Origin of the sequence: Nocardia sp. NPDC050378, assembly GCF_040655675.1 — a bacterium.
GTDB classification, from domain to species: domain Bacteria; phylum Actinomycetota; class Actinomycetes; order Mycobacteriales; family Mycobacteriaceae; genus Nocardia; species Nocardia coubleae.
Genome location: NZ_JBFAKI010000005.1, coordinates 421497 through 444671, shown reverse-complemented (window position 1 = coordinate 444671; position 23175 = coordinate 421497). Strand labels below are relative to the sequence as shown.

At 68.4% G+C, this 23175-nt stretch carries 24 protein-coding genes; 12 read left to right on the top strand and 12 right to left on the bottom strand.

Translation table 11 applies throughout. The annotated features are described in order from the left end of the window. Window positions 1-55 precede the first annotated feature (55 nt). The 4 genes from meaB (at window position 56) to AB0I35_RS14890 (ending at window position 2571) form a co-directional block, all read left to right on the top strand. On the top strand, window positions 56-1138 hold the full coding sequence (meaB, locus tag AB0I35_RS14905; RefSeq protein ID WP_357396442.1) for a methylmalonyl Co-A mutase-associated GTPase MeaB: 1083 nt from the start codon (window positions 56-58) through the stop codon (window positions 1136-1138). A 188-nt stretch (window positions 1139-1326) separates the two neighbouring features. Continuing rightward, window positions 1327-1641 carry a hypothetical protein gene (locus AB0I35_RS14900; protein WP_357143724.1) on the top strand — a complete coding sequence of 105 codons (315 nt, stop codon included), beginning with the start codon at window positions 1327-1329 and terminating at the stop codon, window positions 1639-1641. 100 nt (window positions 1642-1741) lie between these two features. Further along, on the top strand, window positions 1742-2107 hold the full coding sequence (locus AB0I35_RS14895; RefSeq protein WP_357396440.1) for a metalloregulator ArsR/SmtB family transcription factor: 366 nt from the start codon (window positions 1742-1744) through the stop codon (window positions 2105-2107). After that, window positions 2104-2571, top strand: a complete 468-nt coding sequence (locus AB0I35_RS14890) for an SRPBCC domain-containing protein (RefSeq protein WP_357396439.1) — start codon at window positions 2104-2106, stop codon at window positions 2569-2571. Before AB0I35_RS14895 ends, AB0I35_RS14890 begins: the two co-directional genes overlap by 4 nt. A gap of 4 nt (window positions 2572-2575) precedes the next feature. On the opposite strand, the gene AB0I35_RS14885 is transcribed toward AB0I35_RS14890, so the two are convergent. Next, window positions 2576-4072 (bottom strand): multicopper oxidase domain-containing protein, encoded by a 1497-nt coding sequence (locus tag AB0I35_RS14885; protein WP_357396437.1) that lies wholly within the window; start codon window positions 4070-4072, stop codon window positions 2576-2578. A 253-nt stretch (window positions 4073-4325) separates the two neighbouring features. On the opposite strand from AB0I35_RS14885, the gene AB0I35_RS14880 reads away from it, so the two are divergent. The 3 genes from AB0I35_RS14880 to AB0I35_RS14870 all read left to right on the top strand — a co-directional run bounded on the left by AB0I35_RS14880 (window position 4326) and on the right by AB0I35_RS14870 (window position 6822). Continuing rightward, the gene (locus tag AB0I35_RS14880) at window positions 4326-5468 is read left to right on the top strand and encodes a histidine kinase (protein WP_357396436.1); all 1143 of its coding nucleotides are present in this window, start codon (window positions 4326-4328) and stop codon (window positions 5466-5468) included. Continuing rightward, window positions 5465-6094: a response regulator transcription factor gene (locus tag AB0I35_RS14875; RefSeq protein ID WP_357396435.1), complete on the top strand. Its 630-nt coding sequence runs from the start codon at window positions 5465-5467 to the stop codon at window positions 6092-6094. The genes AB0I35_RS14880 and AB0I35_RS14875 overlap by 4 nt, the downstream gene beginning before the upstream one ends. Before the next feature lie 95 nt (window positions 6095-6189). Further along, the gene (locus AB0I35_RS14870) at window positions 6190-6822 is read left to right on the top strand and encodes an NAD(P)H-binding protein (RefSeq protein WP_357396433.1); all 633 of its coding nucleotides are present in this window, start codon (window positions 6190-6192) and stop codon (window positions 6820-6822) included. A gap of 36 nt (window positions 6823-6858) precedes the next feature. Here AB0I35_RS14870 and AB0I35_RS14865 read toward each other — a convergent pair whose 3' ends face one another. The 3 genes from AB0I35_RS14865 to AB0I35_RS14855 are packed head-to-tail and all read right to left on the bottom strand — an operon-like array spanning window position 6859 to window position 10022. Continuing rightward, on the bottom strand, window positions 6859-7746 hold the full coding sequence (locus AB0I35_RS14865; RefSeq protein ID WP_357396432.1) for an amidohydrolase family protein: 888 nt from the start codon (window positions 7744-7746) through the stop codon (window positions 6859-6861). Then, window positions 7743-8783 (bottom strand): nucleoside hydrolase, encoded by a 1041-nt coding sequence (locus AB0I35_RS14860; protein ID WP_357396430.1) that lies wholly within the window; start codon window positions 8781-8783, stop codon window positions 7743-7745. The genes AB0I35_RS14865 and AB0I35_RS14860 overlap by 4 nt, the downstream gene beginning before the upstream one ends. Before the next feature lie 27 nt (window positions 8784-8810). Then, window positions 8811-10022 carry an FAD-dependent monooxygenase gene (locus AB0I35_RS14855; protein ID WP_357396429.1) on the bottom strand — a complete coding sequence of 404 codons (1212 nt, stop codon included), beginning with the start codon at window positions 10020-10022 and terminating at the stop codon, window positions 8811-8813. Between the two features lie 109 nt (window positions 10023-10131). On the opposite strand from AB0I35_RS14855, the gene AB0I35_RS14850 reads away from it, so the two are divergent. Continuing rightward, window positions 10132-10701 (top strand): TetR family transcriptional regulator, encoded by a 570-nt coding sequence (locus AB0I35_RS14850; RefSeq protein ID WP_357396428.1) that lies wholly within the window; start codon window positions 10132-10134, stop codon window positions 10699-10701. 16 nt (window positions 10702-10717) lie between these two features. Further along, window positions 10718-11470 (top strand): alpha/beta fold hydrolase, encoded by a 753-nt coding sequence (locus AB0I35_RS14845; RefSeq protein WP_357396427.1) that lies wholly within the window; start codon window positions 10718-10720, stop codon window positions 11468-11470. On the opposite strand, the gene AB0I35_RS14840 is transcribed toward AB0I35_RS14845, so the two are convergent. Beyond that, window positions 11451-11825, bottom strand: coding sequence for a DUF2784 domain-containing protein (locus AB0I35_RS14840; RefSeq protein WP_181697047.1), 375 nt, complete (start codon window positions 11823-11825; stop codon window positions 11451-11453). The genes AB0I35_RS14845 and AB0I35_RS14840 overlap by 20 nt on opposite strands. Before the next feature lie 71 nt (window positions 11826-11896). Continuing rightward, the gene (locus AB0I35_RS14835) at window positions 11897-13327 is read right to left on the bottom strand and encodes an SDR family NAD(P)-dependent oxidoreductase (RefSeq protein WP_357396426.1); all 1431 of its coding nucleotides are present in this window, start codon (window positions 13325-13327) and stop codon (window positions 11897-11899) included. Window positions 13328-13543: 216 nt separating this feature from the next. On the opposite strand from AB0I35_RS14835, the gene AB0I35_RS14830 reads away from it, so the two are divergent. Continuing rightward, window positions 13544-14107: a helix-turn-helix domain-containing protein gene (locus tag AB0I35_RS14830; RefSeq protein ID WP_357396425.1), complete on the top strand. Its 564-nt coding sequence runs from the start codon at window positions 13544-13546 to the stop codon at window positions 14105-14107. A gap of 126 nt (window positions 14108-14233) precedes the next feature. After that, entirely contained in the window at window positions 14234-14932 is a 699-nt protein-coding gene (locus tag AB0I35_RS14825; RefSeq protein ID WP_357396424.1) for a hypothetical protein, read from the top strand. A gap of 1 nt (window position 14933) precedes the next feature. Here the strand turns inward: AB0I35_RS14825 and ligD are convergent, their stop codons facing one another. The 3 genes from ligD to AB0I35_RS14810 all read right to left on the bottom strand — a co-directional run bounded on the left by ligD (window position 14934) and on the right by AB0I35_RS14810 (window position 17516). After that, window positions 14934-15932: a non-homologous end-joining DNA ligase gene (gene ligD, locus AB0I35_RS14820; protein ID WP_357396422.1), complete on the bottom strand. Its 999-nt coding sequence runs from the start codon at window positions 15930-15932 to the stop codon at window positions 14934-14936. Then, window positions 15929-17008, bottom strand: coding sequence for an ATP-dependent DNA ligase (locus AB0I35_RS14815; RefSeq protein ID WP_357396421.1), 1080 nt, complete (start codon window positions 17006-17008; stop codon window positions 15929-15931). Before AB0I35_RS14815 ends, ligD begins: the two co-directional genes overlap by 4 nt. Before the next feature lie 124 nt (window positions 17009-17132). Beyond that, the gene (locus AB0I35_RS14810; protein WP_357396420.1) at window positions 17133-17516 is read right to left on the bottom strand and encodes a cold shock domain-containing protein; all 384 of its coding nucleotides are present in this window, start codon (window positions 17514-17516) and stop codon (window positions 17133-17135) included. A 207-nt stretch (window positions 17517-17723) separates the two neighbouring features. On the opposite strand from AB0I35_RS14810, the gene AB0I35_RS14805 reads away from it, so the two are divergent. Then, entirely contained in the window at window positions 17724-19214 is a 1491-nt protein-coding gene (locus AB0I35_RS14805) for a condensation domain-containing protein (RefSeq protein WP_357396419.1), read from the top strand. Here the strand turns inward: AB0I35_RS14805 and AB0I35_RS14800 are convergent, their stop codons facing one another. From AB0I35_RS14800 to AB0I35_RS14790, 3 genes are read right to left on the bottom strand one after another with little or no spacing between them, the layout of a single operon-like run. Next, the gene (locus tag AB0I35_RS14800; RefSeq protein WP_357396417.1) at window positions 19215-20522 is read right to left on the bottom strand and encodes a pyridoxal-phosphate dependent enzyme; all 1308 of its coding nucleotides are present in this window, start codon (window positions 20520-20522) and stop codon (window positions 19215-19217) included. Continuing rightward, complete coding sequence (locus tag AB0I35_RS14795; protein ID WP_357396416.1) at window positions 20519-21910, bottom strand: decarboxylase; 1392 nt, start codon at window positions 21908-21910, stop codon at window positions 20519-20521. Before AB0I35_RS14795 ends, AB0I35_RS14800 begins: the two co-directional genes overlap by 4 nt. Further along, on the bottom strand, window positions 21907-23136 hold the full coding sequence (locus tag AB0I35_RS14790; RefSeq protein ID WP_357396415.1) for a heavy-metal-associated domain-containing protein: 1230 nt from the start codon (window positions 23134-23136) through the stop codon (window positions 21907-21909). Before AB0I35_RS14790 ends, AB0I35_RS14795 begins: the two co-directional genes overlap by 4 nt. Window positions 23137-23175: the final 39 nt, after the last annotated feature.

The window sequence follows — 23175 nt, the reverse complement described above, 5'->3', positions numbered from 1 at the left end:
TGGAGGCACCGGGTCGGCGGCAGCGCGGACCGGTGCCGGTCGGAGGGACACGGACATGAACGAGGCCGCACAGGGCGGGCATCCCCGCCTGGGCACCACGGCGGGTGTCGGGGCGCCCCGCAACGGCGAACGAGCCGTGGAGCGGACACCGCGCACCATCGACGTCGACGCGCTCGCCGACGGTATCCGCGCCGGTCAGCGGGCCGCGCTGGCCCGGGCGATCACGCTGGTCGAGTCGACCAGGTCCGATCACCGCGAACTCGCCCAGCAGCTGCTGCTACGGGTGAGCGGGGAGCCCGGTGCGGTGGTGTCGAACCGGGTCGGCATCACCGGCGTTCCGGGCGTCGGCAAGTCGACGTTCATCGATGCGCTCGGCATGTACCTGCTCGGCAAGGGGCATCGGGTCGCGGTGCTGGCCGTCGACCCGTCCTCGACCCGCACCGGTGGGTCGATCCTCGGCGACAAGACCCGGATGGCGCGGCTGTCCCTGGAAGCCGACGCGTTCATCCGGCCCTCGCCCACGGCGGGCACGCTCGGCGGCGTGGCCAAGGCCACCCGCGAGACCATCGTGCTGCTCGAGGCGGCCGGGTACGACGTGATCCTGGTGGAAACCGTCGGCGTCGGGCAGTCCGAGGTGACCGTCGCCAATATGGTCGACGTGTTCTGCTTCCTCACCCTGGCCCGCACCGGAGATCAGTTGCAGGGCATCAAGAAGGGTGTGCTCGAGCTGGCCGAGGTGGTGGCGGTCAACAAGGCCGACGGCAAGCACGAGATGGAAGCCAAGAGCGCCGCTCGCGAACTGTCGGGCGCGCTGCGGCTGATCCACCCGCACGACGCGCTGTGGAAACCGCCGGTGCTCACCATGAGTGGGCTGGAAGGCCTCGGCCTGGACAAGTTCTGGGACACCGTGCTCGAACATCGGCGGGTGCTCACCGAGGCGGGGGAGTTCGCCGAGAAGCGCCGCCGTCAGCAGGTCGACTGGACCTGGACCATGGTGCACGACCAGATCCTGCGCCGTCTGACCGAGAATCCGCGCGTGAAAGAGGTTCGCACGCAGGTGGAGTCGGCTGTGCGCGCCGGGGAGCTCACCCCCGCTCTCGCCGCCGAGGAAATTCTCGCGGCATTCGACCGGAGTTGACGATCGCCCCGCGATAGCTGGCAATGGTAAGGCTTGCCTACCGGGACGGTGTCCGCTGGGATTCATGGGGTTTCACCTCGGGATTCGCGGATGATATTCCGTTGCCACTCCATTCGCCAGCTGTTGTCCGCGTCGATTTCCGTGGATGCTGGAGGTAGACGCCGCAAGCGACTGCCGAGGAGGTAGTGATGGCGATCTACCGCACGAATCGGATCATGGGTAGCGACAAGACCCCCGAACAGGCGGTTCTCGGGGGAGACGGCCGGTGGCGGCTCACCTGGTTGCCGGAATTCGGCCTCACGACCGATCAGGCGATATCCGGACTGCGCCTGGACGAGATTCTCAGCGACCCGGACCTGGTCTACGACCGGATGGCGCTGGCGGAGGCCACCACTTGCGCCGACCGCATCGGCATCATCCTCGAGCTCGCGATGGTGCGCCTGTGGAAGCGGCTGAACAGCGCGATCGCACTCTGTGGGCTCTTCATGGCCCGACTCGCCTGACCCGGCTCGACAAAATCTTTGGAACCCACCGGGCGGACCGCGGTGGGTTTTCCTGTCCGAGGGGTTGCGCGAGGGGGCGTCCGTGTGAATACTTAGGTATGTGCCTAAGTATTCGAGCGGTGAAGCGGACGGGAGACTCGACGATGTCTTCCGGGCGCTCATGGATCCGACTCGGCGGGCGATCGTCGAACGGCTGACGCGGGGGCCCGCGTCGGTCTCCGAACTCGCGGCGCCCTTCGACGCCGCGATGCCGACGATCGTGCAGCACCTCAAAGCCCTGGAAGCGGGGCGGATCGTCACCTCGGCGAAGGTCGGGCGCGTGCGCACCTACCAGCTGGTTCCCGGCGCCTTCGGGCCCGCGATCGACTGGTTGGGCCGCCAGCGCCCACCCGCCGAACGCCGGCTCGACCGGCTGACCGCATTGCTCACCGAAACAGCCAAATCCTCAGAAGGAGAACAACTATGAACACCGTGACCCGTTCCGTCAAGCACGCCCAGTTCACCATCGAGCGGGAGGTGCCCGTCGCACCGTCCGTCGCCTTCCAGGCCTTCGCCGACCCCGCGATCAAGAGCCGCTGGTTCGGTGGCGAGGAAGGCTGGGAGCAGGGCGAGGTCTCCCTGGACTTCCGTGTCGGCGGCCAGGAGGTCAACGAGGGCACCTTCGAAGGGAAGATGACCTCCCGCTTCGTCGCCACCTACACCGACATCATCGACGACGAACGCCTCGTCTACACCTACGACATGTGGATCAACGGCGACCACATCTCCACCTCGGTCGCCACCTGGGAATTCGAACCGACCAGCACCGGCACCAAACTCACCCTCGTCGAATTCGGCGCCCACCTGGACGGATTCGACACCGGTGCCCAGCGTGAAGAGGGCACCCGCGAACTGGTCGACGCCCTGGTGCGCTACCTCAGCGCCGCGTGATCGGTCAGCCGTGACCCATGGCGCCCATGTCCATGCGCATCGGCGCCGGGCGCTGTCCCGGGGCGAGGACCAGGAACTGACCCATCATCCCCTGATCCTCGTGGTGGAGCAGGTGGCAGTGGAACATGTAGGGGTAGGTGGGGTCGGTGTGGTCGGCGAAGCGCATGGCCAGGGTGTAGGTCGATCCGGAGCTGGTGTAGACGGTGTCCTTCCAGCCGGACAGCGCTGGGGGAGGGGCCTTTCCGTCGACGGTGAGGACTTGGAACTGGACATCGTGGACGTGGAAGTTGTGCGGCCAGTTGTCCTTGTTGCGCACCGACCAGACCTCGGTGGTGTCCACGGGGATGGTCATGTCGATGCGGTTCATGTCCATGCGCTGGTTGTTGATCATGAACCACTGCAGGTCGAAGGACCGTGTCGCCTGGGTCGTCGTGGCGGCGAGTGCGGTCATCGGGATCAACGACGTTGGTAGTGACGGGCTGGGGCGGAGGGTTTCGGCGGCCTGGAGGGCGAGGATGTCGAAGGTGTCGTCGAAGCCGAACTCGGCGGCACGGTCGATGCCCGCGCGGTCGGTGATGGGCAGCGACCGCAGCGTGATGTTCTCGCCGGGACCCAGCGCGATCACGATCTCGGCACGCTCGCCGGGACTGAGCTGGAGCTGTTCCAGCGCAACAGTTTTCGGTAGCAGGCCGCCGTCCGTGCCGATCAGGTGGAAGGTCCGGCCGTCGGCGAGGGCGAGGTTGTAGAGGCGGCCCGAGGAGCCGTTGAGGATGCGTAACCGTACCCGTTCGGTGGTGACCCGGAGGTGCGCGCCCGCGATGCCGTTGGTGACGATGGTGTCGCCCAGCAGGCCCACATCGGTGGGATCGGACTCGTCCACTTCGCCGCCGGCGGTGAAGCGGCGGTCCTGGATCACCAGCGGAATATCGTCTACCCCATATTCTTTCGGCAGGGGCAGGGCATCGGCGGCATCGTCATCGATGAGGAAGAAGCCGGACAGACCCCGGTGCACATGCTTTTCCGCCGCACCGTGCGGATGCGGGTGATACCAGAGGGTCGCGGCCTGCTGCCGCACCGTCCAGTTCGGCGTCCACACCGCGCCCGGCGCGATCATCTGATGCGGTCCGCCGTCGAACTTCGCGGGCAGGTGCATGCCGTGCCAATGCACCGATGTCGCCTCGGGTAGGGCATTGCCGATCGCGAACTCGACCCGCTCACCCCGCCGCGCCCGCACCGTCGGGCCGAGCACCGACCCGCTGTAACCCCAGGTAGGGGTCGAGACCCCGCGCACCATCTCGGTCGAGCCCGCCTGGGCGCGCAGGGTGAAACGCCGGACACCGTCGGCACCGAGAGAAGAGGGCGCGAGCGGCGGAATCGGCAGCGGACGAGTGCCGTTCGTGGCCGAAACGGACGGCCGGACCGAACACCCGGCCGCATACACGACCGGGGCAACAGCCAAGCCGGTGAGGAATCCTCGTCGCGAAACCACAGGTAACTCCATCTCTGAGGGGAAACCCCAGCTTCGCCGGGTTCCTCCGCGCCCGGCTCAGCCCACCGGCCCGACTACCGCCCGGAAATTCTGCCCGCCTGACCCTTGCGCACCTTCCTGTGCTCTGCTATCCGGGTCTCCGAAGACCCTCGCCACCGGTAGGGCGATGCCGCCAAGCTCGAGGGCGACGTGTAGCGGCGGACGGTCCGGTGTGTCGGGGTTGCGGGCGGTCCGGCCTCCCGCGGTCGACGCATACGGTGGGAGCGTGATCGATGTGCGTGCTCGCCCTGACCCGCGCCGCCTGCTGCGGTGGCTGCCGGTGGCTGTGGTCCCGGTGGTGCTGTCGGCCAGCACGTACCCGGGTCAGTTCCGGGTGCCCGTGCACTATTGGGTGCTCGCGATGAGCGCTGCGGTGGTGTTCGCTGTGGGGCGGCGGTGGCCGTTGGCGGTGTCGCTCGTACTGTCAGCTCTTGCGGTCCCCATGTTTCGTACCGAGGCGTGGGGTGTCGCCGGTCTGGTGCCGTACCTCGGGGCCGTGGCGTTGGTCGATGTCGTCGCCCGGACCGATCGGCGCCCGACCGTTGTACTCGCGACCGGCGGGTGGGCGGCAGCGGTTGTCCTCGGGTGGATCGGGCTGCACGACACATCCATCGGTCGCGCTTCCACCCTCGTCGAGGGCGTCGCCTACGTGGGGTTGCCGCTGCTGCTGGGGTTGTACCTGCGCGGGCAACGCGAACTGGCCGACAATCTGCGCCTGCGCGCCGCCGACGCCGAAGCACGCACTCGCCTCGATGAACGAGCGGCGATGGCCAGGGAACTGCATGACGTCGTGGCCCACCACATGGCCTCGATCATCCTGCGGATCTCGGTCGCTGGTCACGTTGTCCGGCAAGCGGATCCGCGGATCACGGCAGTCCTCGACGACGTCCGCGCCACCGCGACCGACGCGCTGGGCGACATCCGCAGATTGCTCGCGGTCCTCCGTGATCCCGCGCTGGGGGAGGTGGCGCTGGTCGAGCCCGACGCCGTCGGTGCGGAGATCGACGCCGCCGTCGCACGCGTACGAGCCGCCGGATTCACTGTCGAGTCGACCGTCGGTGACCTGGACGGGCTCGACGCCATCCGCAGGCTCACCCTGCTCCGGCTGGTGCAGGAATCGCTCACCAATGTGATGAAGCACGCGAATCACGCTGTGCCGGTGCTATTCACGATCGACCGGGACGACAACGGCATCACCCTGACCGTTGTCAGCGGCGCCGACAATACCGCGACAACGCCCGGCCACGGCATCGTCGGCATGCGTGAACGCACCGAACTCGCCGGTGGCACACTGACCGCCACCGCCGAGGACCAGCGCTGGGTCGTCCGTGCCCACCTTCCGGACCGGCCCCGAGGAGGACAAGAGTGATCCGCGTACTGCTCGCCGACGACCAACGACTGATCCGAGCCGGACTGCGAATGCTCATCGAGGACACCGACGACATCACCGTCGCCGGTGAGGCCGCCGACGGCGTCGAAGCGGTCCGCCTGCACACCGAACTACGTCCCGAACTGGTGATCATGGACCTGCGCATGCCAGGCCTCGACGGCATTGGTGCCACGCGGCAGATCCTCGCCACCGACCCCCGGGCGAAGGTCCTGGTGCTGACCACCTTCGACGACGACGAACACCTGTTTCCCGCCCTGTCCGCAGGCGCCACAGGCTATTTCGTGAAAGACACCGACCCCACCGTCCTCCTCGACGCCATCCGCCGCACCGTCGAAGGCGACCTCCTCTTCTCACCCACCCTGCTCCGCAGACTCGTCACCCGCGCACTGACAACCCCACGCGAAACCCCCTCACCCCCACCCGACCTCACCCCCCGCGAACGCGACGTCCTGCGCCTGGTAGCCGAAGGCCACGGCAACCAGGAGATCGCCGACCGCCTCCACCTCGGCGTGAGCACCGTCAAGACCCACATCACCAACCTGCTCGACAAAACCGGCACCGACAACCGCGTCCGCCTCGCGGTCTACGCCTCCAAGTTGCCTTGATATCTCAATGGTGAGATACCTCATCATTGATTAGATCAACATTGAGATATATTTCCTGTGTCAGGCAGACGAGCTGTCACACAGGAGGTTTGATCATGCGTATCACGGTGTTCGGGGCGGGCGGAGCGGTCGGTGGCCGGGTGGTGTCCGAGGCGATCGCACGCGGACACGACGTCACCGCGGTCGTGCGCCGGGCCGTGCATCTGCCCGACGGTGTGCGGGTGCGTATCGGCGATGCCGCGAACGCGGACGAGGTCGAAGCGCTCAGCGCGGGACAAGACGTCGTGGTCGCCGCCACTCGTCCTGCTCCGGGGCGTGAACCGGAACTGCCGGTCGTCGCCGCGGCCATGCTAGACGGCGTCGCGCGCAGTGGTGTCCGGCTGCTTGTCGTCGGCGGCGCGGCAACGCTGCTGGTGCCAGGCGTGGGCACCACGTTGCACGAAACATCGAGATTCCCAGCGGAATTGGCAGCCATCGCGCAGGCGTGCGCGGAGCAACTGGTGGCTTGCCGCGCGCACACGACTGCCGACTGGACCTATCTGAGCCCACCGGCCGAACTGAATCCGGGCGTGCGCACGGGCAACTACCGGGTCGGCGCCGACGACCTTCTGGTCGACGCCGACGGCCGATCCTGGATCTCGATGGAGGACTTCGCGGTGGCACTGCTCGACGAAGCCGAGCGTCCCGCACACCGTCGCACCCGATTCACAGTCGCCGCGGGTGGATAGCAGCGATCGCCTGGACAAGTGCTCGCCACGGAAGGCCTAGGACGCGTCGAGGTCGAACAGGTGGACGGCGTTGTCGTGGCACACCTTTCGGAGCCAGTCGGGGCCGAGGTCGAGGCGTTCGAGAGCGGCGACGGCCTCGGCGTAGGGGTAAGGAATGTTGGGGAAGTCGCTGCCGAAGAGGATGCGGTGGCCGAAGGCGGGTAGGCGGTCTCGTTGGTCGGTGGGGAAGGGGGCGCCTGCTTCGCTGAAGTCGGTCCAAACCATGGTGGTGTCGAGGTAGAGCTGGGGGTATCGCTCGGCCAGGTCGAGGAATTCGCGGTATTCGGGGGTGCCCATGTGGGCGATGATCAGGCGCAGGGTGGGGAAGCGGCGCAGGAGTTCGGCGATGGGGGCGGGGCCGGTGAACTCGCCGGGGGCGGGGCCCGAGCCACAGTGGATGAGGACGGGGACGCCGGTGTCGGCGAGGATCGCCCACACCGGGTCGAGCAGCGGGTCGAGTGGGGAGAACCCGCCGACCTGGATGTGCACCTTGAAGATTCGCGCACCGCGCTCGATCGCGTCGGCCACATACCGTGGCGCGTCGGGTTCGGGGTAGAAGGTGGCGGTGTGCAGGCAGTCGGGGGTGCGGGCGGCGAACTCGGCGGTCCATTCGTTGAGCCACTCACCCATGTTCGGTTTGTGTGGGTACACCAGCGAGGTGAATGCCCGAATGCCGAAGTCGCGCAACGTTTTCAGGCGCACCTGTTCGTCGTCGCGATAGGTGATCGGCCAGGGGCGGCCGGTGAGGGGGCCCGCCGTGTCGAAGTAGGCCCACACCTTGCGCATCACCTGATCGGGCATGAAGTGGGTGTGCACGTCGACGATCGCGGGCAGCTCCAGCCTGCGGCGGAAATCGGCGAGATAAGTGACGGTATCGATGGTCATGAGTGCTCCGGGTACAGGCGTCGCGCGAACGCTCCGACGCGGGTGACGAGACGGTCGAAGAACACGGCCGGGTCGGTGTCGATCACGATGTCGGCGTTGGGTTCCCGGTCCCACATGCCCGCCCAGTCGGCCACGGTCGTGGCCCGGGTGATGGTGCCCGCCAGCTCCACGTCCACGGTCGCCGGCCGGGTGGTCGCCAGGGTGTGATCGAGGGCGACGGCGGCGGCGAACGGGTCGTGCATGTGCGCGAGGTACCCCAGGTCGTACTGGTGGTGGAAGTCGAAATAGAAGCGCACCGCGTCGGTGAGGTACCGCACGATCGGATTGGTCGCGGCCGAACGCCATTCGACCGGATGGTCGGCCGCGACCAGGTCTGGTGAGGTACTGCCCGCCGCCTCGGCCAGCAGGACGAGATGCTGGGGCCGCATCTCGATTCTCTCGGTGATGTCGAGCGCGCACACCAGGGGGCGACGATCAGGTGGTGCGGCGGAGAAGGCGTCGAACACCTCCTTGGCCGCTTCCGGATCGACGTGGATGTTCCACTCGTTGGTCGGCGTCGTATTGCCCGGGTGATTGAACGCCCCACCCATCACGACCAATCTGCGCAACAGCCGGGGAAGCTCGGGTTCCATCCGCAAGGCCAGCGCCAGATTGGTGAGCGGGCCGGTGCACAACCCGATCGCCGCACCCGGATTCGCGCGCGCCAGCTCCACCCACATCCGCGCCGCCGACCGCTCCGAAATCTCACGCGGCGACAGCGGCAGGACCGCGTACCCGAGGCCCTGCGGACCGTGCGTGTCCTCGGTGGTGCGCAGCGGTATCGCCAGCGGCTCGGCCGCCCCCAGCGCCACCTCGATCTCGGGTGCCCGGGCCAGATCCAGCACGGCGAGCGTATTGGCCGCCACCTGCGCGGCAGGCACATTGCCCGCCGTGGCCGCGATCCCGAGGATCTCGGCCTCCGGCGAGGCGAGCAGATAGAGCATGGCCAGGGAGTCGTCGATCCCGGTATCGACGTCGAGGATGATCGGCTGCGCCACGTTCCGAGAGTAACCAGGCGCCCGCACTCAGTAGCGCGGCAGGGCGAAGTCCTCGTTGTCGGCGAAGAACAACTTCGCGGTGATCGGGCGCATCGGCCGCGACGTCAGCAGCCGCACACTGACCCGCATCATCCGGGTCATCACGGCACTGCGCGGCACCATCATGTCGATGCCGCCGCCGGGAATCTCCTTGGCCTTGGCCAGGAACGGGGTGATCGTGTCCTGGTAGCGGCGCAGTGCGGCGGGTAGATCGTGCGGAGTGGCGGCGATCTCGGCGGCCAGCACGTACCCGCCGACGATCGCCATCGCGGTACCCATGCCTGTCAGCGGAGAGCCACAGTACCCGGCGTCGCCGACCAGCGTGACCCGGCCGACGGCCAGTTCGGGCACGTCGACGCGGGCGAGGTCGTCGAAGTAGAAGTCCGGCGTGGTCTCCATCGCGGCCAGGATCTCCGGTGCCCGCCAGCCCGCGCCACGCAGGGCGTCGCGGAGGAGCGCGCGCTGGGCTTCGGGGTCGCGGCGCAGGGTGGGATCTATGCCGGTGCGCACCATGATGATGGCCTTCGCGGTGGCCGGGTCGCCGTCGGGCCGGATGCCGACCATCGCGCCGGGCAGCAGGCGCATGGCGAACCAGCCCGGTTCGGCGTCGGCGGGTGTCGGCATCGTGAAGAACGCGCCGTAGGCGCCGAGGTTGGTGACGAACCGGTCTTCCGGCCCGAAGACCAGGCGGCGGGTGGCCGAATGCACGCCGTCGGCGCCGACCACCAGATCGAAGCGACCGGTCTCGCCCGAGGCGAAAGTGACGTCGACGCCGGTGTCGTCCTGCTCGACGCGCTCGATCCAGTCGCCGTAGCGGTAGTCGAGGTGACCGTTGTCGGCTGCGGTGACCGCGTCGAGCAATACCTGATTGAGATCGCCACGGGTGATCTCGATGTCGGCGACGGCACCCTTACCGTCGAAGTCCTCCATCGCCATGCGGGCATAGACGCGACCGCCGCCGTCGACATAGGCCATACCGCGTTCGTCGAGCTGGTACTTGCGGATGCCCTCCATCAGCCCCATGCGTTCGACGGCTTCCTTGCTCGGTCCGCGCAGATCCACCGCCTGCCCGCCGGGCCGGGGGACCGCCGCCCGCTCCACCACCGTGGTGCGAATGCCCTTGCGCAGCAACTGGAGTGCGACCGTATTGCCCGCGATGCCGCCGCCGGCGACCAGAACGTGCAGTGCAGTGGAGGTCATAGTGTGTCCCGCCTCGAAAATTTGAACGAATGTCTTAGACCAATGTCTAACAGAGGTTTGCACGGATGTCTAGTACAAATGTCTAAGACGGTCGGGTAGTCTCGCCGTCATGGGCAACCGAGAAGATCTGCTGGCCGGGGCGCGCAAAGTGATCATGGAGCGCGGGGTGGCCAAGGCGACCGCACGCGATATCGCCGCCGCCGCCGGGGTGAGCCTGGCCGCCATCGGCTACCACTTCGGCTCCAAGGATCGCCTGGTCACCGAGGCGCTCAGTGAGGCGCTCGGCGACGCGCTGGGGGAGGGGATGCGCGGACTCATCGAGGAGGGTGCGGGCGGCTCACCGCTGTCCGGTCTCGCCCACCTGTGGAACGGCATGCCTGCGGTCTTCGCCGACAACCACGAGGCGATGCTGGCCAGTCTCGAGAACATCGTCCGCATCGTGCGCTCCGAAGAGGCGCGCTCCCAGCTCGGCGACCAGCTCGACGCGGCCTACAGTGATCTCGCGGCCGATCTGCGGGCCGCCCATCCCGACCTGGACGAAGCTCAGGCCGAAGCCATCGGCCGCCTGTACTTCGTCCTCGCGCAGGGCCTCGGTGTGCTGTGGCTGTTGAAGCCCGGCGAAACTCTTCTCGACGGCGACCAGCTGTCGACCGCCGTGCGTGCCCTCGCGGGCAGCTGACCCGGAAAATGGAACAGTGAGAGTAAACACTGCTGCAACGCAATGGATTCGGGTTCTGCGCCGCGATGCGGCCCGACGCAGACAATTGGTCTGCCTACCGCCCGGTGGTGCGTCCGCCGCCTTCTACCGCGACCTCGCCCGCCACCTCGGTCCCGGCATCGAGGTCCTCGCCGCGCAGTACCCGGGACGCCAGGACCGCCTCGGCGACCCGCTCATCACCGACCTGCACGAGCTGGCCGACCGTATCGCCGCCGATCTGCTACGGCAGCCACCCGCTCCGCGCGCCCTGTTCGGTCACAGCATGGGCGCCACCGTGGCCTACGAGGTGGCGCGGCGGCTCGCGGCCGGCGGGCAACCGGTGCGGGAACTGATCGTCTCCGGCCGTCCCGCACCGGATTTCGTCGAGACGGGACGCCTGCACAAAGCCACCGACACCGACCTCATCGACAACCTGGAGCGTCTGGCCGCCGATCCGGCGCCGGTGCGGCTGCTACGCGCCGAGCCGAGCCTGGCCGATTTGGTTCTGCCCGGCGTCCGCGCCGACTACCAGGCCGTCGAGACCTATCGTCACCGGCCGGGCCCGGTGCTGGATTGCCCGGTGGCCGCCTTCGTCAGCACCGAGGATCCCACCACGAGCCGAGCTCAGGCCGAGCAGTGGCAGACGGTCACCGATGCAGCGTTCAGCCTGCACACCTTCCCCGGCGGGCACTTCTACTTCGACGACGCGCCCGGTGCCGTCGCCGAGGAGATCACGCGGTGTCTGAGGTGAACGAGCGGTGGTGCAGGCGCAGGTAGCCGAGCCAGGAGACCAGGACGGCGGTCGCGGCCACCGCCCGGACCAGTCCGAGGGCGCTGTCGGGATAGATCACGCCGGTGAGGTAATGGTCGATGAAACCGGCTTCGGGGAGCCCGGCGACGCCCGCCCGGGCGCGGGCCCAGTTCTCGGCGTAGGTCAGTGGACAGTCGAAACCGATGAGGATGGTGCCGAAACCCCAGGACGCGGCGAGCAGGTGAGCGCCGATGGTGCGCGGCCACCGCCACGCCACGAAACCGCCGGCGACCACGTACGCGATGAACGCGACGTGGGTGACGGCGATCAGATCGGCCAACACCCGGAACGGCACATATCCAGATTAAGCGGGCGTCGGCCGATCGGAATCATGATCAACATTCCGGTTCGGCATCGACCGGGTGATCACCAGGGTGACGGCCGGTAGTCCTTCAGGAAGCACCCGTAGAGGTCGACGCCGTTCTCGCCCTGCACGATCGGGTCGTAGACGCGGGCGGCGCCGTCGACCAGATCGAGGGGAGCGTGGAAGCCTTCCTCGGCGAGGCGGACCTTGGTGTAGTGCGGACGTTCGTCGGTGATCCACCCGGTGTCGACCGCGGTCATCAGGATCGAATCGGATTCGAACATCTCGAGCGCGCTGGTGCGGGTGAGCATGTTCAACGCGGCCTTGGCCATGTTCGTGTGCGGGTGACCGGGGCCTTTGTAGCCGCGACTGAACTGGCCCTCCATCGCCGACACGTTCACCACGTACTTACGCCTGCCGGGCGCCGCCGCCATGGCCGGACGCAACCGCGACACCAGGATGAACGGCGCCACCGAATTGCACAGCTGCACCTCGAGCAGCTCGGTGGCGTCCACCTCGCCGACGGTCTGCACCCAGCTGTTGGTGTGCGCCAGATCGGGCACGAGCCCACCGGCGTCGATGGCCACGCCCGCCGCGATCCGCTCCGGCGTCGCCGAACCCGCGACCAGGGCCAATTCGGCCACGTCCACGGCAGACAACGACGGCGTGAGCGAAGCGGTGAGCGCGGTCGGATGCGCCTGCATCGTCTTGCCGAAGCTGACCATCTCCGGCAGCATGCCGACGGGCAGCGGCGCGGACTCCGCCTCGACGAGCGCGCTGTAGGCACCCGCCGAACGGCGAACGGTCTGGGCGGCGTTGTTGATCAGGATGTCGAGGGGGCCCTGGGCCGCGACATCGTCGGCGAGGGCGACCACCTGGGCCGGGTCGCGCAGGTCGATCCCGACGATGCGCAGCCGTTGCAGCCAGTCGGCGCTGTCCTCCATCGCGGCGAAGCGGCGGATGGCGTCGTTGGGGAACCGGGTGGTGATGGTGGTGTGGGCGCCGTCGCGCAGCAGCCGCAGCGCGATGTACATGCCGATCTTGGCGCGGCCACCGGTGAGCAGCGCACGCTTGCCGGCCAGGTCGGTGCGCGCGTCGCGTTTGGCGTGGCTCGACGCCGCGCACTCGGGGCACAGCTGGTGATAGAAGGCGTCGACCTGGGTGTAGCGCTGCTTGCAGATGTAGCAGGGGCGTGCCCGCACGAGCGTTCCCGCGGTTTCGCCGTCGGCGGCGGACTTGATCGGGATGCCCGCGGTCTCGTCGTCGATGCGCTGCGGCGAACCGGTCGCGGTCGCGGCGATCACGGCCCGATCGGCCTCGGCGACCTGCTGTCGTGCCTCGATCCGGCGGCGCTGCTTGAGCTTTTTGAACATATGGCCCACCGCGCGCTGCACCGCGATCGAATCGGGGTGTTCCTTTTCCAGCTGCCCGGCCTGTTCGAGCACCCGCAGGCAGGTTGCCAACTCGTCCGGATCGATCGTCTTCTCGGTCATCGGGGAGTGCGGCATTCCTTCGTGCGGGAGCGGTGGTCGGAAATATTGTCTCATTAGCCGTGCGACGGACCCGCTGGGTATCGTTGTGCACCGCCTCCGCAACCCTGCGGCGGCCGCAGAACCCGACGGAGCGCCCCGATTTCCCCGTTCGACACCGACACAGCAGACCCGCCGCGCAGGCGCCGGCTCGAACCCGACGAGCGTCGGGCGCAGATTTTGGCATGCGCCATCGAGATGTTCGGTGAACGCCCGTACGCGGCGGTGTCGACCGCGGAACTCGCCCAGCGTGCCGGGGTCGCGCGCGGGCTGATCAACCATTACTTCGGCAACAAGCGCGACCTCTACCTGGCCGTTGTCCGACGGATGGTGACGCTGCCCCGCCTCGAGAAGGTGTCCATCCCGCAGGGCACCCCGGTCGAACGGGTCGATGCCATCGTGTCGTGGTTGCTCGACACCATCGCCGAGCACGGCAGCACCTGGGTGAAGGTGACCAGCCACGAAGGAGTCGGCGACGATCCCGAGGTGCAGCAGATCCTCGACCAGGCCGACGATGCCGCCGCCGAGCGCATGCTGCTGATGATCGGCCGCTCGGATATGGCAGACGACGCACAATTGCGCGCACTGGTCGTTTCCTACGCGGGCATGGTGAAAGTGGCCGGGCGAGAATGGCTCACCCGTGGCACACTCACCCGCCCCCAGGTGCACCGACTGCTCACCGATACCCTGCTCACCCTCATCGATCGCACGATCCCCCATGTGAAGTCGTCCCCGGCCGATTAGGAGTTAGCCCACTCTTTCCCGGTTGCGCTGCCCGGCGGCCCGCGAGTCCCTATCCTCTTCGCGTAACCCCGCGCCGCACGCTGTTTCGTTTCCGCGGCCGGGGAGATCGAGAGGGACCCGGGGTTGATGGCACGATACGAGCAGTGGAACGACGACCCCGATGAGGAGTTCGAGGACCGGCGCTGGAACGGTCAGCGGTGGCCGCACGCCACCCCGGAGGACTCCGCGCGCGACGACCAGCCACGGGTGAATCCCTACGCGATGGTGGCGCTGGCCGCGGCCCTCGTCCTGCTGTTCCCGATCGCGATCGTCTTCGCGCTGCTGTCGTACGGGCATCCGCGCGGGCGGGGGATCGCGATGCTCGCGCTGCTGCTCGGCATCGCCGAGGTCGCCGCGGTGGCGGTGGCCGGAATGGTGCTCTTCGGTGGACTGGAACTCGAGATGCCTGCGTTGGCGAGCAAGGCGGCGACGACGCCGGTCGCGGTGACCACCACCGAGGCGGTGCCGTCCGTCGGTGCCCCGACTTCGGTCGAGTCCACCCCGGTCCTGAGCCAGCCCGCCGCGAGTGTGGTGCAAAAAGGCACACCCTGCCGGCCCGAACAGGTCGGCCTGCTCGGCGTCGCCGCCGACGGCGCCACCCTGCTGTGCCTGCGCTCCGACGACGGCCACACCTGGTCCGGCCCGCACCGCGTAGCAGGCTCCTACTACACCGCGGGCGAGCTCTGCGACCCGTCGGTCGACAAAACCGGCCGCACCACCGACAATCACGCCCTGGTCTGCGAAGGCAAAGCGAGCACCGGCAGCTGGGTCCCCTGGACCGAGTAGGTCAGTCCTTCTTCGCTCGGCTCGGTTGGACGCGGGGTGGTTCGTTGGGCATTTTCGGGTATTGGGGTGGCCAGGGGGCGTCCATCAGGCCTGCGGCCATGTCCTTGTCGGACATGGTGAGCAGCGGTTCGATCGACTGTGGGGTGCGGTCGGCCCAGGGATCGCCGCGTTCGGCCAGTCGGGTGGGGACGGTGGCGAGGGTGAGTTCGTCGGGGACGATGGTGTCGAGTTCGTCCCAGGCGATCGGGGTGGACACCTGGCCGCCCACCTTGGGGCGCACAGACCAGGCGCCGAAGACGGTTTTGTGGGGTGCGTTCTGGTTGTAGTCGACGAAGACGCGGCTGCCGCGTTCCTCCTTCCACCACTGGGCGGTGATCTCCTCGGGGAAGCGGCGCTCGAGCTCGCGGGCCAGGGCCACGGCCGCGGCCCGCACCTGGTAGCCGTCCCACCGGGGTTCGAGCATCGCGTAGATGTGCAGGCCGCGTGAGCCGGACGTCTTGACGAGGGCGTCGATGCCGAGTTCGGCGAGCAGTTCGCGGGTGCGCACGGCGGCGCCGCGCAGATCGTCGAAGGTGATGCCGGGCGAGGGATCGAGGTCGATGCGCAGTTCGTCGGCGATCCGCAGGTCGGGAACGTGGTTGGGCCACACGTGGAAACCGAGACAACCCTGGTTCACCGCCCACAGCACGTGCGCCAGGTCGTGGGCGACCAGCGCGTCGCTCGTCGTGCCGTTCGGCGTGGTGACCTCGACGGTCTGCAACCAGTCCGGCGCGGTCTTGGGGACCCGCTTCTGGAACCACGATTTGCCCGACGCACCGTCGGGATAACGTTCGAGCAGCAGCGGACGGTCACCGATGACGCCGAGCAGGGGTTCGGCCACGGCCTGGTAGTAGCGCACCAGGTCGAGCTTCGTCTCACCCCGTTTGCTGAAGTACACCTTGTCGGGATGACTGATGGTCAGCGTGCGTCCGTCGACCTCGATCTCGACTCCCGCGCTCATGACCGCACCCCGAAGATCGCGTCCAGTTCGGCCGGGGCCACCTCGTCGAGCTGGGCGTATGTGCACGATTCGGGCGTGCGGTCGGGCCGGAACCGGACGAGCCGCCCGCCGTGCCGGAACCGCCCGGACTGCACGTGTTCGTAGCGCACCTCGGCGACCAGTTCGGGCCGCAGCGGTTCCCACGACAGGTCCTTGCCGCCGGTCCACCGGCTCACCCCGCCGGGCATCTTGCCGTCGGCATTGGCCTGGGCCACCGCGTCGGCCCAGTCGCGCCACGGATGGTCGACCAGCGCGTTCTCGCGCAACGGCGCCAGCTCACCGAGCAATTCGCGGCGCCGGGCGGCGGTGAAACTCGACGCGACACCCACGTGGTGGAGGTTGCCCTTGTCGTCGAAGAGACCGAGAAGCAACGATCCGACCCCTTCGCCGTCCTTGTGCACCCGATATCCGGCGACCACGCAATCGGCGGTGCGTTCGTGTTTGATCTTGAGCATCACCCGTTTGTCCTGCATGTACGCCAGGTCGTCGGCCTTGGCCATCACTCCGTCGAAACCCGCGCCCTCGAACCGGGTGAACCAGTCCTGAGCCGTGTCCGGGTCCTGGGTGATGGGGGTGAGATGGATGCGGCCTGGGGCGGCCTGCAACAGCGTCTCCAGTTCCCGGCGCCGTTCGGAGAACGGTTCACCGGTGAGATCGCGATCGCCGTTGGCGAGCAGGTCGAAGGCGACGAAACTGGCCGGAGTCTCGACGGCGAGCTTGTTCACCCGCGACGCGGCCGGATGCAGGCGCTGCTGCAGTGTGTCGAAATCCAACCCGTTCTCGGTGACGACCACGATCTCGCCGTCGATCACACACCGTTGCGGCAGTGCCGCTTTGAGCAGGTCGACCAATTCGGGGAAATACCGGGTGAGCGGACGATCGTTGCGCGAACCCAGTTCGAGTTCGTCGCCGTCGCGGAAGACGATGCAGCGGAAGCCGTCCCATTTGGGTTCGTAGCTCAGCCCGGGTTCGCGGGGCAGTGACGGTGTGGACTTGGCCAGCATCGGGCGTACTGGCGGCATCACCGGTAGATCCATCCGATCCTCCTCGCGGGTTCGTGTCACCCGTATCGACGTCGCGAGCACACTCGATTAATCGCCTGCCTTGCGATCGTAGGCCGGGGGACCGACACACACGCGGAGCGTGATCAGCGCGTTCGGATCAGCTGTCGAGCCAGCCGTGTTCGTCGGCGAAGGTGGTGAACCGGTCGCGGATGGTGATGATCTCGGCGGCGGTGAGGGCGGGCGACGCCTCGAGCAGGAGTTCGGTGATCTGCCTGCGCATCTCCTCGGAACCGAGCCGTTCACCACCGCCCTTGCGGCCGCGGCCGCTCGGGGCACTGTGCCCGGCGGCGGTCAGGTTGACGGCTTTGGGGCCGCGATCGCCCTCGGTGACCTCGAATTCGAAAAGCCTGCCCTGGCGCAGTTCGTCCTCGTCGAGACCGATGTCGTTGACGTGGACGAACACATCGGGCCCACCGTCTTCGGGGCGGATGAAGCCGAAACCCCGCGAACCATCGAAGGACACCAATTTCCCGACAGACACCGACCAGCTCCTCGCTCCGCTTTCCCGTCGCCCACTCTAACGCGGCTTTTGGGTGTTTTCTCCGGAAAGTGGATAGTCGGCGACGGCCCGGTGCGGGGTGGCCCAGGCCTGGTCACGATGCGGTAACTGTTTGTTCACATCGGCTCGTTAGCGTCCCACATCTGTTTCGAGACGGGTGGAGGTTGGCGGTCTGTGGTGGATCCCGGTGTGGGGATCAGGTCGGGGGATTTCGGTCGTGGTGTCGCGGTGGTGACGACGCGGGCCGAGGCGGTGTGTTTCCCGGCGCCGCCCGTGGTGACACTCGAGCCACGCCGCCGGCCCGCGCACGTGCCGCTGGCGCCCGCGCAGGAGCGCATGTGGCAGGCGGCGAGACAGGGACGTTCGGCCGACTGGAATGTGGCGCGCGCCTTGCGTATTCGTGGCGCCGACATCGATGTGGACGCTCTGCGCGGCGCCCTCGAACTGCTGGTCGCGCGGCACGAACCGTTGCGGACCCGCTACCCGCTGACCGAGCACGGGCCCGCCCAGCAGGTGCTCGACCCGGCCGAGGTCGTGCTCGACGTCGCGGTGCGACACGTCGGCGAGGATGCGGTCGGCGCCGAGATCGCCGCCCTGGCGGCACGGCCCTTCGACCTGGCCCGCGATCTGCCCCTGCGTGCCCGGCTGTTCGTCCTGGCTCCCGACGACGTGATCCTCGCCCTTGTCGTGCACCACATTTCGGTCGACGGTCGGTCGATGGCCCCGCTGACTCGCGACCTCGTGACCGCCTACCTGGCCTGTCGCACGGGCACGGCCCCGCGCTGGGAGCCGCTGCCGGTCACCTACTGCGACTACACGCTGTGGAAACACGCCCAGCTCGGCGAGTTCACCGACGAGTGGAGCCGGGCCACCCACCAATTGCGGTACTGGGCCAACGCTTTGGCGGGCCGGCCCGCAGCGCTCGAATTCCCGGCACTGCCACAGTCGGCGCCGCCTGACGACCCCGCCGCCGGCGCGCTGATTCCCCTCGCCTTCGACGCCACCACCCACGCGAGCCTGCTGCGGCTGGCCCAGGATCGGCGGGCGAGCCTGTTCATGGTGCTGCAGGCGGCGTTCGCGCTGGCGGTCGGCGCGTTCGCGCGCTGTGCCGATGTGACTGTCGCGACGGCGGTTTCGGGCCGCGACCACCGATTGCTCGACGACCTCGTCGGCAACTTCTCCGATGACGTGCTGATGCGGGTGCGCCTGGACCGGGCGGCCGACGTCGACGAACTCATCGACCAGGTCCGCCGGGTCGCGCTGGCCGCCTACGCCCACCCCGACACCCCGAATCCCCGACTGAAGCGGTGCCTGCCGCAGGACGCCGCGCTGCCGCTGTTCCAGGCGACGCTCATTCTGCAGAAGTCGACGCGAACGGAACCATCTGCCGCCCAGTCCTTCTCGGTCACGGACATGCCGACCGGGGTGGTGCGCGCCAAGCACGATCTCGAGTTCGGCCTCACCGCGCACTATGAATCCCACGGCGCTCCGGCCGGGATCGACGGGTCCTTCCTGTATCCCCTCGCTCGCTTCGACCCCGTCGTCGCCGCGCGTTTCGTCGACCGATTCCGCGCGGTGGTCGCGCTGCTCGCCGACGGCTACCGTGGCCCGTTGCCGCCGGTGCTGGCGACCACGGGCCGGGCACCGTCGCCGCGACGGGCGATGCGGGCGCTGATGTGATCAGCCACGTTCGAGCGGCAGTCCCGCGTCGCGCCAGGCGACGACCCCGCCCGCCAGGCTGAAGGCCTCGTATCCGGCCTGCCTGGTCAGGGCCGCGAAACGCAGCGACGCTTCTCCGACCGGGCACACGAACACGACCGGTCGGGAGCGCGGGAACGGCATCCCCTGGCCGAGCATGTCGTCGAGCTGGTCGTCGCGCAGGTTGATCGCGCCCGGTACGTGTCCGACTCGGTAGGCCATCGCGCCGCGAGTGTCGACGACCGTCGGGCGGCCGGTGCGGTCGAGTTCGGCCAGCTCCGCAGGCGTCAGCGTCGGTGCGGACCCGGCGTCCGGTGGTGGTGGGGCCTCGGGCGCACCGAACAGGTCGGGTCGGCGCTTGGCGAAATACGACAGGTACGGCTCGAGCCGGTCACAGACGATGAGCACGGCGACCAACGGACGGTCCCCGGGGCGTGGAGCGTCGGCGAGCGTGCGCAGGGCGGCGGCATAGCCCGCACCGCTGGTCGGACCCGCGAGCACACCGTATCCGCGCACCAGATCGAGGGTGGCGTCGATGGCGGTGGCGGAGTCGACGGTGACGATGTCGTGGTAGAAATCCGGGCGGAACAGGCCGACGTCCCACATCTCGCGTTCGGAGCGGATGCCGGGGATGAAATCGAACCGGTCCGACACCACGCCGATCGTGCGCAGCGCCGGATGGGTGGCCAGCAGGGCGGTGGCGGTGCCACGGGTGGATCCGGTGGTGCCCAGCCCACCCACGAGGTAGTCGAGGTGTTCGATGCCCGCCGCGGCCAGGTCGGCGGCGATCTCGGCACCCGTACCGTCGCGGTGGGCCTCGACATTGCGCTCGTTGGTGTACTGGGACGGGTGGTACCAGCCCTCGGGCGCCTGCCCGGTGGTGTGCTCGATAACCGCGGAAACATCGTCGGCCGCATGCGGATCCGGGCACTCGGACAGGCCGGGTAGCTCCACGATGTCGGTGCCGAGCAACTGCAGCAACTGGCGTACCTCGGTGACCCGGATGCGGTTGGTGACCGCGCGCAACGGAACCCCGTGCAGCGCGCCGAGCACCCGCAGCGCCTTGGCGGTATTGCCGCTGGATGCCTCGATGAACGACTGCCCGCCTGCCGCCACCGCCTCGATGTCGTCGCGGATCATCGACCAGGCGATACGGTCCTTCACCGACCCGAACGGATTGTGCGACTCCAGTTTCGCGTACAGCTCGACCCCCGCCAGCCCGTGCACCCGCGGGTCGAGGCGGAGCAGGGGAGTGTTGCCGATCAGCTCGGTGATGTGGGAGTAGATCATCGCCACCCCTCGTCGTCGCACAGCTCGAATCGGCTGTCACGATGCAGCACAGCCACTTTCGGTACGGTCGGGTGCATGGCGGCGTTGGCTGCCGACAGATCCATGTGGTAGGCCCCGGTATTGGGGAACACCACCGGGTCGCCGGGGTCGGGAATCCGAGTCACCCGCACCTGCCGCTGGGTCACCAGGTCACGTTCCAAGCACAGATGACCGGCGAAGAACACTCCGGCGGGAGCGGATACGCCGGGCTCGGACAGCACGAGGGGATCGATGAGCACCTCCTGGTCGGCCGCGGTGACGGTGTCGCGGCTCAGATCCAGGTGTACCAGTGTCGCCCCGGCCCCCGCCCGCTTCACGAATTCGACCCGCGCCACGGTGATTCCCGCGCGATCGGCCAGCGCCTTGCCGGGTTCCAGCCACAAGTCCAGCAGATTGTCCGCAAGCACCGCGCTCAGCGCCCGGCCGCCGTGCCCGGGCAGGGGCGCGTCGAGGAATTCGGTCAGGATGTCGGTGGCCGATTCCGTATTGGCGTACTTGTGGAACACCGGCGTGCCGTGTGCGACTCCGTCGGCGAGGTGATAGCCGAAACTGCCCGTGCCCCACTGCAGAGCGGGCCCGTGGCCGAGCAATCCGGCCCGCAGCGCCTGATCGTAGGCGTCGTAGGCGGCCGGGTCGGCCACGAAGACCTGACGTAGCCCGCCGCCGATATCGAGCACCGACGGCGTGAACCCGCGCGCGTAGGCCCGCTCGATCACCGTCAGGCACTCGCCGACGGCCCGTACCCGTTCCTGTGTGGACGCGGTATCGAGGTGGAAGGCCACCCCGAGCAGTGTCAGCCGATCAGAGTGCCGGGCGAGCAGATCGAACGACGCCCCCACTTCGCCGAGATCGATGCCGAACCGGCTCGGCGCACTTCCCGGAAAACCCGACAGACGGAGCAGCACCGGCACTGGCGCGTCGGCGAGTTCGGCGATGCGGGCCAGCTCCCACAGGTTGTCGACATTGATCGTCACCCTCGCCGCGACGGCCGCCCGCAACAGCGACGATCCCTTGGGTCCGGTGATCTCGATACGGTCGGGTGCGAAGCCCGCGTCCAGTGCCGACCGCAACTCCGCCCCGGACGCGACATCGATACCGATCCCCGCCCGTGCGGCCGAGCGGACGAAGGCCGCGGACCGGTTCACCTTGTGCGCGTAGTAGATCCGCGACCTACACCGTGCCCTGTCCAGCGCCCCGGTGAACGCCGCGAGATTGTCGTCGAACACCTGGGGGAACACCAGGTGCAGCGGTGATCCGAACCGCTCCAGCGCCGCGTGCACCGCCGCCCGGTCCGCCAGGAACGCCGCCACGACCGGGTGCAGGGCAGCGGGAACAGCGGGCGGGGTCATTCCACCGGTGTGCCGGGCGAGGGCACCTCGTCGACCGGGTTGTACCCGCCGTCGCGCAATGCCTCGAACACCCGTAACCGATGGCGCGGGCTGCGAATCCGGGCGATCACCCGTTTGGTGGCCAGATCGATCTCGATCACGGGAACATCCATCGACTCGAGCAGGGCGCCGATGGTCCGCACACAGTGACGGCAACTCATGTCCGGCACCGAGAAGACGCTGTCGTCGGCGAGCGGTTCGCCACCGGCCGGTACCTCGGTGACGTCCTCGACGACCTCCACGAGTTCCGAGAGCGCCACGAACGTCTCGACGAACTGATTCGCGACCGCGCTCAGCACCGACGACCCGTCCGCACCCGGTGGCGCCGCGAGACACGTCGGCCCGGTTCCGGGCGGCAGCAGCGCGTACTGCCGCGAGATCAGATCGAGGTCGTCGTGGTACTTGGCCACCGCCTGCTCGACCTCGAGGCCCTCCTCGGTGGTCGCCTTGCGCATCACCGCGTGCGCGTCGGCGATGGTGGCCTCCTTCATCGCCCGCAGTACCGCCACCGACTCTGCTGTGTACCGGACGGTGCCATCGGCGGAGGTGGTGAAGCGGACCGGGATCATGCCGCGTCGATAGGTGGAGGCCTGCAACTCCCAGAACCACCGTGTCGCCACCGCCGCGAAGATTCCCGAATCGCGCATCCCGCAGGCGAATTCGGCCACGGCGCGATACGGGGTATCGGCGGCGAGGAGACCGTGTTGGACCAGGGCCCGCCCGGCGGCTTCGATGCCGACCCGGAAGATCTCGTGCGGTTCGTGGTCGGTGGTGGTCGCCGCGAGTACCGCCCGTTCGTGCTCGCTCAGGTCGGCGGCCCGCTGCGGCAGATCCGACCGCGCCAATGAATCCCACAGTGCCAGTACGGTTTCTCTGGCGACCACAGCCAGCTCTGGACCGGCGCCGTCCCGGCGGTAGTACGCAGTATTGGGAATGCCCGCGCTGTCGGTCCAGGTGATGCGATGCGTCGCGCTGGTCACCTGCTCCGGGCGGCACGGTCGCATGAAGCGCTCGAGATACATCCGCTGCGACTGGGTGAGCCGCCCGCCCGGCTCGGGCTGTAAAGCCCGCGCGCGAAAGGTGATCCGGACCGGCACGGTCTCGACGTCGGCGAAGACACCGGGCGCGGCGAGCCGGGCGAGGACCTGCGAAGCGACACGGCGGTCGTACTGCTGCGCGGGGTGCACCTCGTCAACGATACGCGCGGACAACGCTTTTCGGCCGCG